Origin of the sequence: Celeribacter neptunius, assembly GCF_900113955.1 — a bacterium.
In the GTDB taxonomy this organism is placed as follows: Bacteria; Pseudomonadota; Alphaproteobacteria; order Rhodobacterales; family Rhodobacteraceae; genus Celeribacter; species Celeribacter neptunius.
This window is the reverse complement of the sequence record NZ_FORH01000003.1, coordinates 162,967-179,298: the sequence shown is the minus strand read 5'-3', so window position 1 is coordinate 179,298 and position 16,332 is coordinate 162,967. Positions and strand designations below refer to the sequence as shown.

Below are 16,332 nucleotides of genomic sequence, written 5' to 3'. Positions count from 1 at the left end.
GATTGGTCAAATTATATGACCGCATCCAGACCAGTGCCACAAAAAGCTGACATGAAAAAGGCCGGGACATGCCCGGCCTTTGAAACTCTGTCGCGATGCCGATCAGGTGGCGTTGGGCGTGATGATGATCTCGACCCGACGGTTCTGGGCTCGGCCCTCAGGCGTGAGGTTGGTGGCGATCGGCTGATCTTCGCCGCGGCCATAGGCGCGAATCCGGTTCGGCGAGACGCCATTGGCGGTGAGGATCGTCGCCACGGCAGAAGCGCGACGGGTCGACAGCTCCTGGTTATAGGCGGCACTGCCGGTGTTGTCGGTATGGCCGATCACCTGAACCGTGGTGTTCGGGTAATCCTGAAGGTTATAGGCCAGCGAACGCAGGTCATTTTGCAGCGACGGCACGACGACGGCGCTGTCGGTGGCAAAGAGGATATCCTGCGGCATGGTCACGATCAGCTGCGAGCCGGTGTTGACGATGCTCACATTGTCATTGCCCAGATCCTGACGCAGATCGGCGGCTTGTTTGTCGAGCTGCTGACCGATGGCGCCACCGATGGCCCCGCCGATCATCGCGCCGACGGCGGTTTTCGCCAGTTTGTCATTGTCGCCGGAGGTCGCGGCGGCGGCGATCCCGCCCAAAGCGGCACCGACCACTGCCCCCTGCGTGGTTTTGCTGTTCGGATCGTAAGCATCCATACAGGCGGTGAGGCCGAGAACGGCGGTCATGGGAAGGGCGATATAAAGCGGGGATTTCATTCCTGATCCTCCAAAAGAACTGCTCTTGTGGCGTTTCTATCCTTCTCAAGCGCCTGTGGCACGGCGGATTTTCCCCGATCACGCAAATGTGGCAGGTTTTCGCTTAACCGATTTGTGAGCGTAGGTGCCGTTATGCGCCGTCTGCGGCGGCGTCCACCTGTGCCGCCTCATAGGCCAGAAGCGCGCGTTTCACCGACAGGCCCCAGTGATAGCCGCCCATGGCCCCGGTCTTGCGCAAGACCCGGTGACAGGGGATGAGCCAGCTCACCGGGTTGCGCCCGACCGCGGTGCCGACGGCGCGCACCGCTTTCGGATTGCCGATCGCGCGGGCGATATCCGAATAGGTGGTGACCTGCCCCGAAGGGATGGTGAGAAGCGCCTCCCAGACCTTGATCTGGAACGGTGCGCCCAGGAGGTGCAGCGAAAGATCGCCACCGCCGATCGCCGCCTCGATATAGGGGGACACCCTATCGGGATCTTCGATATAGCGCGCCTCGGGCCAGCGCGCGGTGAGATCGGCATAGGCCGCGTCCGGGCTGCATTCCGAAGCAAACCCCATGGCGCAGAGCCCGCGCTCCGTCGCCATGGCCAAGGTCGGCCCAAAAGGCGTGGTGAACCATCCGTAGGAAATGGTGAGCCCGGCGCCCTTGCGGGCATACTCGCCGGGTGTCATCGCCTCCCAGCGCAGGAACAGATCATGGAGCCGGCCGGTGCCCGAAAGCCCGGCGCCATCGGCGGTCTCGAGCATGGTGTGATGGGTATTGATTAGCGCCTTGGCATGACCCAGGGTGAGATATTGCTGAAACCGTTTCGGCGAAACCCCGGCCCATTGCGAGAACAGCTTTTGCAGATGATGCGGCGACATGCCCATCTCGGAGGCCAGCGCGTCGAGCGACAAGGGCAGGGCCGAGGCATCGATCCGTTCGATCGCCCGGCGGATGACCTGATAATGGTAACGATCTTCGGTGAGGTCGGGGGCAGTCATGGCGCAGATATCCGGGCAAAGGAGCGAGATGGTCTTGTCCGGAGCCTACCGCGTCCCCGGAGCCTTGCCGACCCGAAACTTGTCGAAACAGAGCTGTGGTGGCTCAGGCTGTCCTGTTCAGGCCGCCATGCGCCGGGCAGCGATGGCATAGCGCGGCTGCAGCACCACGGCCTCCCCCGGGTGCAGCATCACCCGGGCGCTCTGGGATTTGGCAAGCGCGGGGCCGAGCTTGCTGATGATTTCGGCGCGGGCGCGGTCTGCCATCCTGCTCAGAGTGGCCTCATCCGGGAACAGGGTCTCGATCCAGACGCCCTCGGCCAGAACCACCTCATGTTCGGCCATCAACAGGTGGCAATAGGCATAGTCGGGCGAGGGGATGTCGAAATCGGTCTCGGCTTCATTGGCGATGTCGAGCGCCGGGGCCAGCGCCTCTTCGCAGCCGAAATGCAGATCGACCTGCGGCGAGCGCAGCAACAGGTGATGACCGGGGGAGAGAATGAGATCGTGATCCGGCGTGTGTTTGCCGAAAGCCCCGGCATGGATGCGCAGCGGCGGCTCAACACCCGTATCGCTCATCGCGCTGCGCCCGGTCCACAGAAGCGGCTGATAGCCATGATCGCGGGTCAGCAGGAGATCGCCCGGGCGGAGCCATTCGACGGGCTGCGGCCCCTCGCTGGTCTCGAGCATCACGCCGGGGCCGAGACCGGAGAGCGGCAGATGCTGTTCTGGGCGAGGATCGCTGTCGGACAGCCCGTCCTCGGACAGTGCCTCATTCGCAGTCAGTCCCATGCCGGAAAATGTCGTCATCTGCCTCGCCTTGAAACATTCGTGGTCTTGATGAGATTGGCTGGAAATCTTGAATCCGAGATTAACCGTGATGCCCCACCGATGCCCTGTCGCGCGGGAAATGCGTAAATTTGTATAGAATTTTAGGGAACAACGGGTGCTGTGCCGCATCCGGCAATCAACGGCTTGCCCGATCTGTCGAGACAAGGCATTAGAACCGTCATGACCAAACAGCTCGATTACAAAACCATCTACGAGATTTTCAGCCGCTTTCGCGAGGCCGAGGCCGAACCGAAGGGCGAGCTCGATCACGTCAACGCCTATACGCTCGTCGTGGCTGTGGCGCTGTCGGCGCAGGCCACCGACAAGGGCGTGAACAAGGCCACGGCCGAGCTGTTCAAGATCGCCGACACGCCGGAGAAAATGTTGGAACTGGGCGAAGAAGGCCTGATCGAGCATATCAAGACCATCGGGCTTTACCGCAACAAGGCCAAGAACGTCATCAAGCTCTCGCAGATCCTGGTCGACAAGTTCGACGGCGTCGTGCCCTCGTCGCGTGCCGCGCTCGAGAGCCTGCCGGGGGTCGGGCGCAAGACCGCCAATGTGGTCCTCAACATGTGGTGGCACGTGCCGACCCAGGCCGTTGACACCCATATTTTCCGTTTCGGCAACCGCTCCGGCGTTGCCGTGGGCAAGGATGTGGTCGCGGTCGAACGCGCCATCGAAGACCATATCCCCGCCGAATTCCAACAACATGCGCATCACTGGATGATCCTGCACGGGCGTTACACCTGTACCGCCCGCAAACCGAAATGCAGCGCCTGTCTGATCCGCGACCTCTGTGAGTATGAGGAGAAGAATTTTGACTAAGACCTATCAGGTTGTCGGCATCGGCAACGCCATTGTCGATGTGATCAGCCATGCGCCGGATACGACGCTGGAGCTTCTGGGCATCCAGAAAGGCATCATGCAGCTGGTGGAACAGGACCGGGGCGAGTTTCTCTATGGTGCCATGCACGACCGGGTGCAGACGCCGGGGGGATCGGTGGCCAACACGCTGGCGGGGCTAGGTAATCTGGGGCTCAAGACCGGCTTTATCGGGCGGGTGCACGCGGATGCTCTGGGGCGGTTCTATGCCGATGAAATGCAACATGGTGGCACCGCCTATGTGAACCCGCCGGTCGAGGGCGGTGAACTACCGACCTCGAGGTCGATGATTTTCGTCTCGCCCGATGGCGAGCGCTCGATGAACACCTATCTGGGGATTTCTTCGGAAATCTCCGAGGCCGACGTGAATGCCGAGGTGGCAGGCGACACCGAGATCATGTTCCTCGAGGGCTATCTCTATGACAAGCCCAAGGGCAAATTCGCCTTCGATCAGGCTGCGAAACTGACCAAGGCGGCGGGCGGCAAGGTCGGGATTTCGCTCTCCGACCCGTTCTGTGTCGATCGGCATCGTGACGATTTCCGAAAATTCGTGCGTGAGATGGATTTCGTCATCGGCAATGAGCACGAATGGGAAAGCCTCTATCAGAGCGATCTCTCGACCGCGCTGGAAACCGCAGCGAATGAATCCGGGCTGGTGGTCTGCACCCGCTCCGGCTCCGACGTCGTTCTGGTGCAGGGCGACGAAGAGGCGGTGGTGCCGGTGAAACGCGTGCAGCCGGTGGATACCACCGGTGCGGGCGATCAATTTGCCGCCGGTTTCCTCTATGGCTATGCCACGGGGCAGAGCCTCGCCACCTGTGGCCGCATGGGCTGTGTCGCCGCCGCCGAGGTGATCTCGCATATCGGGCCGCGCCCGGCGACCGATCTGAAGCTTCTGTTCCAGAAAGAAGGGCTGATCTGAGGGGGAACCCTTGGCGCGGCGGGCAGGCGCAGTGTCATCCGCGTGCAACAGATTGATCTTTTGCGGATTCGGCTGACATAAAATGATGACGTCAACGCGGACTGCGCTTCCCCACGGGCCAGCGCAGCCGCTCGGCGAAAGGCCTCAAAGCCCCCTCAATGCGCCTCGGCCCAGTTGTCACCGATCCCCGCGTCCACCTCGATCGGCACGTCGAGCTTGACCGCCGGGTCAGAGGCGTTTTCCATCACCTCTTTCACCGCTTCGATCACCGCATCGCAGGCGTCTTCATTCACTTCGAAAATCAATTCGTCATGCACCTGCAAAAGCATGGTGGCGGGCAGATCCCTGATCGCTTCCGGCATGCGGATCATGGCGCGGCGGATGATGTCGGCAGCGGTGCCCTGAATCGGCGCATTGATCGCGGCGCGTTTGGCAAAGCCCGCCTGCGGGCCTTTCGCACCGATCTCCGGCGTGTGGATTTTGCGGCCGAACAGGGTCTGAACGTATTTGTGCTCTTTCGCGAACTCCACGGTCGCGTCCATATAGGTCCGGATGCCGGGGAAACGTTCGAAATAGCGGTCGATGAAGCCCTGCGCCTCCTTGCGCGGAATGCGCAGATTGCGGGCGAGGCCAAAGCCGGAGATGCCGTAGATCACGCCAAAGTTGATCGCTTTCGCCTGACGTCGGACCATCGGATCCATACCTTCGATCGGCACATTGAACATTTCCGACGCCGTCATGGCGTGAATGTCGAGCCCGTCGCGGAAGGCCTGTTTCAGACTGTCGATGTTTGCTACATGGGCGAGGATGCGCAGCTCGATTTGGGAATAATCGAGAGAAATCAGTTTTTTGCCCTTGGGCGCGATGAAGGCTTCGCGGATGCGGCGGCCTTCGTCTGAGCGCACCGGAATGTTTTGCAGGTTCGGGTCGGAGGAGGCCAGACGCCCGGTCACCGCGCCGGTCTGCACGTAGGACGTATGCACCCGGCCCGTTTCGGGATGGATGAAGGTTTGCAGCGCGTCGGTGTAGGTCGATTTCAGTTTCGAGAGCTGGCGCCAGTCGAGCACCCGCCCCGGCAGGTCATGTTCGGTGGCCAGATCCTCGAGCACATCGGCGGGGGTGGAATATTTGCCGGTCTTGCCCTTCTTGCCGCCTTCGAGACCCATTTTCTCGAACAATATCTCACCCAGCTGCGCCGGGCTGCCGACATTGAATGTCTCGCCCGCGAGTTCGTGAATCTCGGCCTCGAGCCCGGCCATTTTCTGTGCAAAGGCGTTGGACATGCGCGAGAGCACATCGCGGTCCACAAGGATGCCGGCCATTTCCATCTGTGCCAGCACCGGCGACAGCGGGCGCTCCAAGGTCTCATAGACCGTGGTGACCTGTTCACTGTGCAGTTTCGGTTTCAGGACTTGCCAGAGCCGCAGCGTGATATCCGCATCCTCGGCGGCATATTCCACCGCTTTTGCGATCTCCACCTTGTCAAAGGTGATCATGGATTTGCCGCTGCCCAGCAGATCCTTGGTCGGGATTGGCGTGTGATCGAGATAGCGTTCCGAGAGCGCGTCCATGCCGTGATTGTGGATGCCAGCATTCAAAGCGTAGGAGATCAGCATGGTGTCGTCATAGGGCGCGACTTTGACCCCGTGGCGGGCAAAAATCTTCGCGTCATATTTCATGTTCTGGCCGATCTTGAGAATGCTCTCATCCTCGAGCACCGGTTTGAGCGCGTCCAGAACCATGTTTTTGTCGAGCTGACCGTCGACAAGGCTCGACCCGCCGAACAGATCGTCCTCGCCCAGCGTGTGCCCGACCGGGATGTAACAGGCCTCACCGGGTTCAACGCAGAGCGAAATGCCCACCAGATCGGCCTGCATCTCGTCGAGCCCGGTGGTCTCCGTGTCCACCGCCACATAGCCGCGGGCATAGATGGCGTCGATCCAGCGCTCCAGCGCGCCCATGGTGGAGACCTTCTCATAAGACGAGGTGTCGAACGGCTTGGCCTCCGGTGCTGCGGCGGGGGCCGGTGCGCCCGCCCCCTGACTCGTGGTGGCGGGCGCCTCCGGGATCGCCGGGGCCTCGACGCCAAAGCGTTCAGAGACGCGTTTGACGATGGTGCGGAATTCCATCTCGGTGAGAAAGCCCAGGAGCTTGTCGGTTTCCGGTTCCTGTACCTCGAGCGTGTCGAGGCTGAAATCCAGCTCCATGCCGCAATCCAGTTGCACCAGATCGCGGGACACCCGGATCAGTTCGGCGTTCTCTATCAGGGTCTGACGGCGTTTCGGCTGTTTGATCTCTTCGGCGCGCGCCAGCAGGCTGTCGAGATCACCATATTCATTGATCAGAAGCGCCGCCGTCTTGATCCCGATCCCCGGCGCGCCGGGTACATTGTCGACCGAGTCGCCGGCGAGCGCCTGAACATCGACGACGCGCTCCGGGCCGACGCCGAATTTCTCTTCGACGCCTTCACGATCGATGCGCTTGTTCTTCATCGGGTCGAGCATTTCGACGCCGCCGCCGACCAATTGCATCAGGTCCTTGTCGGAAGAAATGATGGTGACACGGCCGCCGGCGTCACGTGCCTGATGGGCCAGCGTGCCGATGATGTCATCGGCCTCAAAACCTTCGATCTCGATACAGGCGACGTTGAAGGCGCGGGTGGCCTCGCGGGTCAGCGGGAATTGCGGCACCAGATCTTCGGGCGCGGGCGGACGGTTGGCCTTGTAGGCCGGGTAGAGATCGTTGCGGAAGGTCTTGCCCTTGGCATCAAAGATCACCGCGGCATGGGTCGGGGCATTATTGCCGCTGCTGTCCTCGATGTATTTGTAGAGCATGTTGCAAAAGCCGGAGACGGCGCCGACCGGGAGCCCGTCGGATTTGCGCGTCAGCGGCGGCAGCGCGTGATAGGCCCGAAAGATAAAGGCCGATCCGTCGATCAGGTGAAGATGGCTGCCCTTGCCGAATGTCATGACGCGTGGTTCCCCGTGAAGGCTTCAGTGATGCGTCTTGATAGCACGGAAGGGCTTGGCCCCTGCAAGCAAGTAAATCGTCAGGAGGAGCGCTCAGGCGACGGCGGCGGATTTCGCACCGTCGAGCATGCCCTGAATGATGAATTGCAACACTCTGCGCCAGGCCTCCGAATGCTCGAGCGTCCAGCTTTCGCCGGAATGTTCGGCAAAGGAATCGATCAGGAATTCGGCCAGGAGATCATGGGTGTCCCGCCAGCTGCCGTAATTGGCATATTGGCGCCCCAGACCATGCAATGTGCCGAAAAGCGCGGTCGGGTGATCGAGCGACAGGAGCGCCAGTTCGACGATGCCATCGAGCGTGCGGGCACGCTGGCCGAGATCGATGCCGTAGAGCGTTTCGAACTCCGGCGAGGCATTGGCGAGCCGTTGATAGACGCCGAGAAATATCTCGTCGCGCCTGGGTGCCAATTGCCGGAAACTGTTCCGCACCATGGAAATCTGTTTGATTGTAATCACGACACTCACCTTCTTCGCGCTCAGGCAAAACCTAGGGGCAAGGCCTTAAAAAATGTAAAACGCCCGGGGCTAAGCGCCGGGCGTATCAAATTTTTTTTCACGTCAACTTGCGATTGTCGAGCCGCTCGCCCGTTGGCGCGGCAACACCCGTCGCAGCCTCAGGCTTCGGAGATCTTGGCGCTCTCGTGGATGAATTTCTTGTCGCAATAGCCGCATTCGACATAGCCGGTCTCGTGCGGAATCACCAACCAGACCCGGGGATGGCCGAGCGCGCCTTCGCCGCCATCACAGGCCACTTTCCAGGTGGAGACCACTTCGGTTTCCGGCGCTTTGATCGTCATCTTCATCTTCCTTTGTCGCTGTCGTGCCAGAGGATGCTGCCGGCACGGGGTATGCGGGTCTGTGCAAAGGGGCTTGGCGCGGCTGCGCGGTTGCTGCGCGACGGGCGAGGCCCTAAATCAGGGCTGCATGATAGCGATCCGCGCGGTAGGAACAAGGGGCAACCGGCCCTTGCCGCCGGAGCGGGAGAGGGAGAGAGAATGAGCCACGACATCGGGCGCAATGCCATCGAGATCGAAGCCCTGCGCAAGACCTACGCGGGCAGAGCTGGCCAGCCGCCGAAAGAGGCTTTGAAGGGGGTTGATCTGTGTATTCCCCAGGGCTCGATCTTTGGCCTTCTCGGGCCAAACGGCGCCGGCAAATCGACGATGATCAACATTCTCGCCGGGCTGGTGATCAAGACCTCCGGCCGGGTGAAAATCTGGGGCTTCGATCAGGATGTGAACCCGCGCCAGTCCCGCGCCGCCATCGGGGTGATGCCTCAGGAGCTGAACCTCGATCCGTTTTTCACCCCGCGCGGCGCGCTTGAGGTGCAGGCCGGGCTCTACGGCGTGCCGAAACGCGATCGCCGCACCGATGAGATCCTCGAGCTGATCGGGCTTTCCGACAAGGCCGACGCCTATGCCCGAACGCTCTCGGGCGGCATGCGGCGGCGTCTGCTTCTCGGCAAGGCGCTGGTGCACAATCCGCAGATCCTGGTGCTGGACGAACCCACCGCCGGGGTGGATATCGAGTTGCGGCAAATGCTCTGGACCAATGTGCGCAAGCTCAACGAAGAACGCGGTATGACGATCATTCTCACCACCCATTACCTCGAAGAGGCGCAGGAGATGTGCGACGAGATCGCCATTATCAACCATGGCGCGCTGATCAAACGCGACACGACCAAGAACCTCTTGGGGCTGATGGATGCGAAAACACTGGTGATCGAACCCGAGGGTGGTGCGCCGGAGGTGTTTGACCTGCCGGACGGGGTCAAAATGGAACGTCGTCGCGACGGGGCGCTGGTGTTTGACTATTCGCGAGGGCAGTGCTCGGCCAATGCGATCTTCGACGCGGTGAAAGCTGCCGGGATCATCATCGGCGATGTGCGCACGATGGAGCCGGATCTCGAGGACGTGTTTGTCGAGCTGACCTCGGGCAAATAAGACAGGTCTATATAAGGCATGAAAAACCCCGCATTTCGCGGGGTTTTGTCTTTATGGGATCTTCTGTGGCGATCTTATTTGCAGGTCAGCGGGCCGCAGGGTTCACCGCCCAGGAGATGCACATGGAAATGCGGGACTTCCTGATGTGAATGCTCACCGGAGTTGGTGATCAGGCGAAAGCCCTGACCGCCGGCGCTTTCCGCCACACCGATCTGTTCCGCGACCTTGGCCACCGAGGCGAAGAAATCCAGTTGTTCGGCGGGCGAGGCGGCCAGCACGAAATGATCGAAACAGCGGTAAGGCCCCTTCGGGATCACCAGAATATGGGCTTTCTTCTGCGGCGTGATATCCGGGAAGGCCAGCGTGTGCTCGCTTTCGAAAACCGGTGTCGAGGGGATTTCCCCGCGCAGGATTTTGGCAAAGATATTCTGGTCGTCATAGGCGTAGGGCATGGGGGGTCCTCAGGGCTCTCTCAGTCGGAAAACAGGTAATGCATCGAGGCGATCTCGCAGGCCTCATCTTCGGAGATGCCGAGGAAACGTGCAAGGGGCGCGGCATTCTCTTCCGGTGTCTTGCTTTGCGAGATGCGGCTGTAATGCTCGAATTCGGCATCGCGGATGCGATCGCTCTCGTGGACCATGTCGGCACGGATCGTCGGCAAAAGCCGCTGCAGCGCATCCTCGGGGGTTTGATCGCTGGCAAGACCGGTGCGTTTCGCGTGGCCTGACAGGTAGTCATCGGTGAAATCGCATTCGATTTCCAACAGCTTGGTGCCGGAGCGATCGGAATAGAAATCCCGGATCAGGTCGAGCCCTTGCGGGTCGAGACAGACCACCATCCGGTCGGTGTCGAAATAATCGAACAGCATCCTGACCCAGGCGCGGCGGTGGCGGGTGCGTTTCTCGAGGCTTTTCTCGATCCCGCCGAGATCCGGCAGATAGGTGTTTTCCTCGTTGAACAGATATTCGAGACAGGGAATGTCGCTGTGTTCCTTGATCTGTGAGACCAGGCGCTTGGCGACGTGCCATTTCTTGCAGACGATCATCAAGAGCTCGCGGTTGCGGCCAAGAGAGCTTTCGGTCTCCCAGAACCGTTGGGCAAAGCGGCGGCCATCACGCCCGCGTCCGGTCAGGAACTGGAACAACGACCGGCCTTCGTTCGAGATCTGGAACGAAACGCCCGTATCCGCGAACAGGTCGCCCAGACGTTTTTTCAACTCCTTGGCCTCGGGCGAGATCTTGCGGGCGAACAGATAGTCCTGCGACAGCAAGAGATCGTAATGGTCGTTATAGAACACCACCGGCATGCCGTAATCGGTGAACATCAGAAAGGTCAGCGTGCGGGTGCGAATCTCAGTCTCCGGCACCAGATGCCGTACCAATGTCTGGAAAAACGTTTCATCCGGGATCCATGTGGTGCGGAAGAACCTCATCACATCGGGACGATTCCGGGTGAATTCGAGCAGCCATTCGATGGTGCGGCGCCTGAGACACCACCATTGCGAGCCGATCATGATCTGCAGATCGTCCGGGATCTGGCGTTCGAGGCCGAGCCGGCGTTGCATCCAGAAGCTCTGGTAAAACAGCCATTTCTGCGTACGTTCGTTGAACCAGTGGCGGTAGGTTAGCCGTTCTTCCTTGATTCCGGTCTTGATCCAGTCGCTTTCGAAAAAGTCGAAACTCTCGATAAAATCCGCATCCTCGCGGTCGAGGAAGTCATGCATGTATTCAGCGGTCTTGATCGACATGCAATCGCCGGAGAGCATGTAGAAATGCGTGGCGCGCGGAAAGGCTTGCTCGGCCGCTTCGATGGCATAGAGCGTGGCTTGCACAAGGCTCCACTCGCCCCAGCCGCATTTGATCCGTTTGGTCGCGAAGGTGACATTCGGGTTGTCCGCGAGACCCGCGCGAATGGTTTCAAAGGTTTCCTTGCCGCCCCGCGCGTCGAAATGGATCGAGATATAGTCGCCAGCCCGGGTCAGTCTCCGGGCCTGATCGATGATCGCTTCCGGATCTTTGTGGCACAACAAGATGAAGGCAATTCGTGCCATATCGGAAACCATGACCTCATTTTTGACGCATTGTCCGCATATAAGCGTAACCAATCATTGAATAATCAAGGCTAATTTGCTTTTAAAGCGAAAAGGGCCGCGCCGTGTGTGGCAAATAGGAGTAGTGGTAAATATGGGCTTTCCCGGAACCTGGATGACCGAAAGCGAGAGCGTTGTCTATCGCGTCGTCCCGAAATGTGCCTGTTCGACGATCGGACAGATCATGTTCTATTCGGATCATGGCGAGTTCTTCGATGGTGATATCCACGACAGCACCGATCGCATGCACAAATGGGCGCAGGAGGAAAGCCAGCCTGTGATCGAAGCCAATGTGCAGGCTCATAAAAGCTATGCGTTCACCTGTGTCCGCAACCCCTATACCCGTGTTTTGTCGAGCTTTTTCGACAAGATTTGCGGCATCCAGCGCAATGGAAAACGCTACCGTGGCAAGCTCGTGCCGCAATTGATCCAGAAATACGGCATCGAGGTCGGCGGTGACGATGGCAAGCAGGAGTTCGATCAGATCGCTTCTTTCCGGCGCTTCCTGCTTTTTGTGCGCGACACCATCCGGTTCCGCCGGCCGATGGACCCGGATATTCACTGGTCGGCGATGTCCGGCCATGTCTCGACCTTCATCGTCAACGGCGGCACCTACGACAAGATTTTCTTCACCGAGAAATTCAACGAAGGCATGCAGGACGTGCTCGATCATATCGAGACGCCGCATAAGGTCGATCTGGCGAAAATCCCGCGGTTCAACGAATCCGAGGGCCATGGTCCGAAGCGGCTGCACCCGGTCGAGGATTATTTCGACGATCTGTCGATGCATCTGATGTGGGAAATCTACAAACGCGATTTCCAGCTGTTCAAATACGATTTCGAGAATCCTGGCAACAAGATGCCGCTGGGCGAGGTCGATCTCGCCGAGGTGCATGCCAAGCTGGGTGATTGAGCGCCGCTCGTCGCGATTTCCCGACAAGAGATCCCATACAAAAAGCCGCCCCAAAGGGCGGCTTTCCTGTTCCATCCGCCCCGTGCCCGGGGGCACGGGGTGAACGGGACCAACGCTTATTGGTAGTTGTTGACGTCAGTGGCGGCCAGTTCGGCGCCGTTGTTGCCGACGAGCACATATTCGACCTTGTTCAGCGGTGCGTTGGAGAGACGCACTTTGACATCGGTGTTGGCGCCGGCGTTCACGTCGGCAGAGCCCAGAAGCGCGCCGCGTTCGCCATTGTGGAAGTTGTAGACTTCCAGGGTGCCGGCTTGATCGGCACGCACCAGATCCACGGTGGTGACGGATTTGATGTCTTTTTGCACACCGGTGATGATGTAGTTCGGGCCGGCGACGGCGGCGGAACCGGCAACGGCAACAAGAGCGGCGGCGGCGAGGGTTTTAACAGAGAAAGTCATGGTTTTGGTCCTTTGTTCAAGTTCAGTTTTCAGTTGGCGCCAAGCCGGTTTCAGGCCTGTGTGTTTTTGCGCCGTTTCGATGAATATGAATATAGGCGGGTTCTCTCATTGTGGAAATAGCAACATATATACCCATATCAAACATATAAATTAGCAAAAATGCACACAAATAAGGGTGGTGCACTCTTGATATGCGCAGATCTGGCGAATTTCGCGGTTTCTTCTCTCTGTGCGGAAATGTTGTGCTCTGTCCGGCGTCGGTTTTGAGGACTGTGTTTGAACATGAAAAAGCCGCCCAGAAGGGCGGCTTTTCCGGTTCGTTCATACCGGGTTCTCAGGATAAACCCGAGGCGAACGGGACCAACGCTTATTGGTAGGTGTCAGCGGTTTTGATCGCGAGATCGGCGCCGTTGCTGCTGACCAGGACGAATTCGACGTCGGAGGTCGGGCGTTTGGAAAGCTGCACTTTCACGTCGCTGTTGGCGCCGGCGCGAACCGTGGCGGAGCCGAGGAGGGCGCCGCGTTCACCGGTGTGGAAGTCATAGACTTGCAGCGTGGCGTTCTGGTCGGCGCGCACCAGGTCCACGGTGGCAACGGATTTCAGGTCGCTCTGATTGCCGGCGATGATGTAGTTCGGGCCGGCAACAGCAGCGGAACCGGCAACGGCAACAAGAGCGGCAGCGGCGAGGGTTTTAACAGAGAAAGTCATGGTTTTGGTCCTTTGAGTAAGTTCAGTTCAGTCTGGCGCTCATCCGCATTTCGTTGTGTGCATCTGTGCGCCGTTCGATGAAATGCTATGTAGATCGACCACTGGCATGTTTAAAGTCGAACAAGATATGAGTTTAAGCACATTGCAATGTGCACAGCTGCAGATCAATTTTTTGCGATATTTTTGCGATCTTGCCTGACATCTGTACAAAATATGGATTTTTTGCTGATTAATGGGTCATTGTGCGATTTTGATATGAATTTTTCGCGCCGATGGTGTTTTACGTTACATTCTTGCCATTCCGTCACGTTTGACCGACTTTCGTGGCCCTGTGTGTCTGGGGCCGGGCATTTGCGTGTCAAAATGTCCGGGGGCTGCCGCGCGGGTTTTCAAGTTGCCACCTATCGCACATAGTTAGGTCACCCAAAACCAAAGGCGAGAGGCCGGAAGGCGACAGGAAAGCGCATGTCCCGAGAGCATTCCCACGATTCGACAGAGCATTCAGAGGCGCATCGCCAGCATGCCCATCACGCTCACCACCATCATCACATCGACCCGGAGGCGGGGGATGCGCGGGTCGCGGGGGCGATCGCGGTCAATATGTTTCTTACCCTGGCGCAGATCATCGGCGGCGTGGTCTCGGGCTCATTGGCGCTGATCGCCGATGCGATCCACAATTTCTCCGATGCGATCTCGTTGGTTATCGCGTTTGGCGCGCGCAAGATCTCGCGGCGGCCGCGCGATGGCGACATGACCTTCGGCTATGCCCGCGCCGAGATTGTCGCGGCCATGATCAATTACACCTCGCTTGTGGTGATTTCCTTCTACCTTCTGGCGGAAGGTGTCTCGCGCCTGTTCAACCCGCCCGAGGTGGCGGGCTGGACCGTGGTGGTCATTGCCGGCATCGCGCTGCTGGTCGATCTGGTCACCGCGGCGCTGACCTATACCATGTCGAAAGACAGTCTGAACATTCGCGCCGCCTTTCTGCACAATCTCGCGGATGCGGCGACATCGGTGGCGGTGATTTTCGGCGGGGTGGTGATCCTGTTGTGGGACTGGCGCCTGATCGATCCGCTGCTGACCATCGGCATTTCTCTCTATATCTTTGGTCATGCGCTGATCGAGATCCGTCCCGTGATCCGGCTTTTGATGCTCGGGGCGCCCGATGGCATGCGCGCCGAAGAGGTGGCCGAAGCCATGGGGGAAATGGCCGGGGTCGAGAATGTGCATCACGTCCATCTCTGGCAGATCGACGAACACCGCAGCTCTCTCGAGGCGCATGTGGTTGTCACGGAGGAGATCGAGCCGGGGCCGGTTCTGGTGGCGCTCAAGACGCTCCTGCGCGAGCGTTTCGCGGTGGCCCATTCAACCCTTGAAGTGGAACGTCCGGGCGCTGGCTGTGCCGACGGAGCTCATTCCGCGCACTCTCATTCGGCACACTGAGTGACCGTCTTGCGGAACCAGTCCAGCCCTTCTTCGGTGCGACGTTTCGGATTGTATTCGGCCGAGACCCAGCCGCGATAGCCGCTCTCGTCGAGGCGGTCGAAGAAGGTCTGAAAGTCGAACAGGCCCTTGCAGGGTTCGTGCCGATCCGGCGGGCTGGCGATCTGGATGTGGCGTACCCAATGGGCATAACGCTCCCATGTCGCCATCGCATCCCCGGTGATCATCTGTGCGTGATAGGTGTCGAATTGGAGCCCGAGGTTCAGCTCCGCGACATTCTCCAGCACCAGTTCCGCCTGATCATAGCTGTCGAGGAAATAGCCGGGCATGGCCTCATCGCAGATTGGCTCGATCGTGAGGCTCATGTTCGGGGCTTCCTGTGCCGCCCATTTCAGATTGCGGATATAGGTCTTGAGGGCGACCAGGCCCTTGGCCTTGCCCGCCATGATATGCAGATGCTCTGTGCCGAGAAAATTCGCATAGCGCAGCGCGCGTTTGAAATCGCGCTTGAACCGGTCTTCGAGCCCCGGCACGGCGGCAAAGCCCCGTTCGCCACCGGTGTAATTCGGCGGCGGCACGTTGATCAGCACCATTTTGAGATTGAGGTCCGACAGGCGTTTGGTGATTTCGGACGCCGGCTCATCATAGGGAAACAGCACTTCCACAGCGTCGAAGCCAGCGTATTTGGCTTCGGCAAAACGTTCGAGGAACGGGTATTCCTTGAACAAGAATGACAGGTTGGCTGCAAATTTCGGCATCACTCAAGATCGCTGGCTTTGGCAATCGGAAAAAACGTTCCCGATGACCAGACCCCGAACAGGGGCTCGCCGTCAATCTCCTCAGTGACTCCTTGGTCAACAAGTCGGTAAAAACTCTTGCGGTCGATCAGCGCCTCGAGCCCGGCGCGGACCTCGACATAGGGGGCGGGTTCGCCATCGCGCATCTCCACCCGGATCGGGTGATCGGCATCCGCCGTGACCGTATCGCCCACCGAGGTCTGGAAGGTGAGGCTCTGCGCTCCGCCCGTGCCTTCGCAGGTGTAATCCACCGCCAGGAACGGCGCATCTTCGACCGTGATGCCCACCTTTTCCACCGGGGTGACGAGGAAATACTTGTCGCCCTCGCGTTTCAGCACGGTGGAAAACAGCCGTACCAGCGGTGCCCGGCCGATCGGCGTGCCCATGTAAAACCAGGTGCCGTCGCGTTTGATCTGCATGTCGAGATCGCCGCAGAATGGCGGATCCCATTTGTCGACCGGCGGCAATCCACGGGTTTTGGCGGCTTTTATGGCGCTCGCGATGCCCTCGGCACTGACTGTCACGGAAAAATCCTCTGCTGAACCTTTTGTCATTTGTGCTTTGCACGATACCTGTCT

The 16,332-nt window shown here is 59.5% G+C and carries 18 protein-coding genes; 5 read left to right on the top strand and 13 right to left on the bottom strand.

Features of this window, described 5'->3' with window-relative positions:
• Nucleotides 1-102: 102 nt before the first annotated feature.
• The 3 genes from BM151_RS09630 to BM151_RS09620 form a co-directional block, all read right to left on the bottom strand.
• On the bottom strand, nucleotides 103-753 hold the full coding sequence (locus BM151_RS09630; RefSeq protein ID WP_090060402.1) for a YiaD family glycine zipper/OmpA-like lipoprotein: 651 nt from the start codon (nucleotides 751-753) through the stop codon (nucleotides 103-105).
• A 130-nt stretch (nucleotides 754-883) separates the two neighbouring features.
• Entirely contained in the window at nucleotides 884-1,738 is an 855-nt protein-coding gene (locus BM151_RS09625; RefSeq protein ID WP_090060400.1) for a methylated-DNA--[protein]-cysteine S-methyltransferase, read from the bottom strand.
• A 117-nt stretch (nucleotides 1,739-1,855) separates the two neighbouring features.
• Nucleotides 1,856-2,545 (bottom strand): Hint domain-containing protein, encoded by a 690-nt coding sequence (locus tag BM151_RS09620; protein ID WP_177213084.1) that lies wholly within the window; start codon nucleotides 2,543-2,545, stop codon nucleotides 1,856-1,858.
• Nucleotides 2,546-2,746: 201 nt separating this feature from the next.
• Here BM151_RS09620 and nth point away from each other — a divergent pair, with 201 nt between their 5' ends.
• Both nth and BM151_RS09610 read left to right on the top strand, forming a co-directional pair.
• On the top strand, nucleotides 2,747-3,394 hold the full coding sequence (gene nth, locus BM151_RS09615) for an endonuclease III (RefSeq protein ID WP_090060396.1): 648 nt from the start codon (nucleotides 2,747-2,749) through the stop codon (nucleotides 3,392-3,394).
• Nucleotides 3,387-4,373, top strand: coding sequence for an adenosine kinase (locus tag BM151_RS09610; protein ID WP_090060394.1), 987 nt, complete (start codon nucleotides 3,387-3,389; stop codon nucleotides 4,371-4,373). The genes nth and BM151_RS09610 overlap by 8 nt, the downstream gene beginning before the upstream one ends.
• A gap of 155 nt (nucleotides 4,374-4,528) precedes the next feature.
• Here BM151_RS09610 and polA read toward each other — a convergent pair whose 3' ends face one another.
• The 3 genes from polA to BM151_RS09595 form a co-directional block, all read right to left on the bottom strand.
• Nucleotides 4,529-7,342 carry a DNA polymerase I gene (gene polA, locus BM151_RS09605; RefSeq protein ID WP_090060392.1) on the bottom strand — a complete coding sequence of 938 codons (2,814 nt, stop codon included), beginning with the start codon at nucleotides 7,340-7,342 and terminating at the stop codon, nucleotides 4,529-4,531.
• 93 nt (nucleotides 7,343-7,435) lie between these two features.
• Nucleotides 7,436-7,858 carry a globin family protein gene (locus tag BM151_RS09600; protein WP_143093081.1) on the bottom strand — a complete coding sequence of 141 codons (423 nt, stop codon included), beginning with the start codon at nucleotides 7,856-7,858 and terminating at the stop codon, nucleotides 7,436-7,438.
• Between the two features lie 158 nt (nucleotides 7,859-8,016).
• The gene (locus tag BM151_RS09595; protein WP_090060754.1) at nucleotides 8,017-8,199 is read right to left on the bottom strand and encodes a zinc-finger domain-containing protein; all 183 of its coding nucleotides are present in this window, start codon (nucleotides 8,197-8,199) and stop codon (nucleotides 8,017-8,019) included.
• A gap of 198 nt (nucleotides 8,200-8,397) precedes the next feature.
• On the opposite strand from BM151_RS09595, the gene BM151_RS09590 reads away from it, so the two are divergent.
• Nucleotides 8,398-9,345, top strand: a complete 948-nt coding sequence (locus BM151_RS09590) for an ABC transporter ATP-binding protein (RefSeq protein ID WP_090060389.1) — start codon at nucleotides 8,398-8,400, stop codon at nucleotides 9,343-9,345.
• Between the two features lie 74 nt (nucleotides 9,346-9,419).
• Here the strand turns inward: BM151_RS09590 and BM151_RS09585 are convergent, their stop codons facing one another.
• Both BM151_RS09585 and BM151_RS09580 read right to left on the bottom strand, forming a co-directional pair.
• The gene (locus tag BM151_RS09585) at nucleotides 9,420-9,797 is read right to left on the bottom strand and encodes an HIT domain-containing protein (protein WP_090060387.1); all 378 of its coding nucleotides are present in this window, start codon (nucleotides 9,795-9,797) and stop codon (nucleotides 9,420-9,422) included.
• 20 nt (nucleotides 9,798-9,817) lie between these two features.
• Nucleotides 9,818-11,395, bottom strand: a complete 1,578-nt coding sequence (locus BM151_RS09580) for a DUF5928 domain-containing protein (RefSeq protein ID WP_090060753.1) — start codon at nucleotides 11,393-11,395, stop codon at nucleotides 9,818-9,820.
• Between the two features lie 133 nt (nucleotides 11,396-11,528).
• Here BM151_RS09580 and BM151_RS09575 point away from each other — a divergent pair, with 133 nt between their 5' ends.
• The gene (locus BM151_RS09575) at nucleotides 11,529-12,347 is read left to right on the top strand and encodes a sulfotransferase family protein (RefSeq protein WP_090060385.1); all 819 of its coding nucleotides are present in this window, start codon (nucleotides 11,529-11,531) and stop codon (nucleotides 12,345-12,347) included.
• 116 nt (nucleotides 12,348-12,463) lie between these two features.
• On the opposite strand, the gene BM151_RS09570 is transcribed toward BM151_RS09575, so the two are convergent.
• Genes BM151_RS09570 through BM151_RS09565 form a run of 3 tightly spaced genes read right to left on the bottom strand, consistent with a single transcriptional unit; the run spans nucleotide 12,464 to nucleotide 13,514 of the window.
• Nucleotides 12,464-12,805, bottom strand: a complete 342-nt coding sequence (locus tag BM151_RS09570) for a hypothetical protein (RefSeq protein WP_090060384.1) — start codon at nucleotides 12,803-12,805, stop codon at nucleotides 12,464-12,466.
• Nucleotides 12,806-12,827: 22 nt separating this feature from the next.
• A complete protein-coding gene (locus BM151_RS21445) occupies nucleotides 12,828-13,130 on the bottom strand; it encodes a hypothetical protein (protein ID WP_143093080.1) in 303 nt (100 codons plus the stop codon).
• A 42-nt stretch (nucleotides 13,131-13,172) separates the two neighbouring features.
• Nucleotides 13,173-13,514: a hypothetical protein gene (locus tag BM151_RS09565; protein ID WP_090060382.1), complete on the bottom strand. Its 342-nt coding sequence runs from the start codon at nucleotides 13,512-13,514 to the stop codon at nucleotides 13,173-13,175.
• A 465-nt stretch (nucleotides 13,515-13,979) separates the two neighbouring features.
• On the opposite strand from BM151_RS09565, the gene BM151_RS09560 reads away from it, so the two are divergent.
• Nucleotides 13,980-14,957: a cation diffusion facilitator family transporter gene (locus BM151_RS09560; protein ID WP_090060380.1), complete on the top strand. Its 978-nt coding sequence runs from the start codon at nucleotides 13,980-13,982 to the stop codon at nucleotides 14,955-14,957.
• Here BM151_RS09560 and BM151_RS09555 read toward each other — a convergent pair.
• Nucleotides 14,942-15,715, bottom strand: coding sequence for a hydroxypyruvate isomerase family protein (locus tag BM151_RS09555; RefSeq protein WP_090060378.1), 774 nt, complete (start codon nucleotides 15,713-15,715; stop codon nucleotides 14,942-14,944). The genes BM151_RS09560 and BM151_RS09555 overlap by 16 nt on opposite strands.
• Nucleotides 15,715-16,308 (bottom strand): DUF1285 domain-containing protein, encoded by a 594-nt coding sequence (locus BM151_RS09550; protein ID WP_090060376.1) that lies wholly within the window; start codon nucleotides 16,306-16,308, stop codon nucleotides 15,715-15,717. The genes BM151_RS09555 and BM151_RS09550 overlap by 1 nt, the downstream gene beginning before the upstream one ends.
• Nucleotides 16,309-16,332 lie beyond the last annotated feature (24 nt).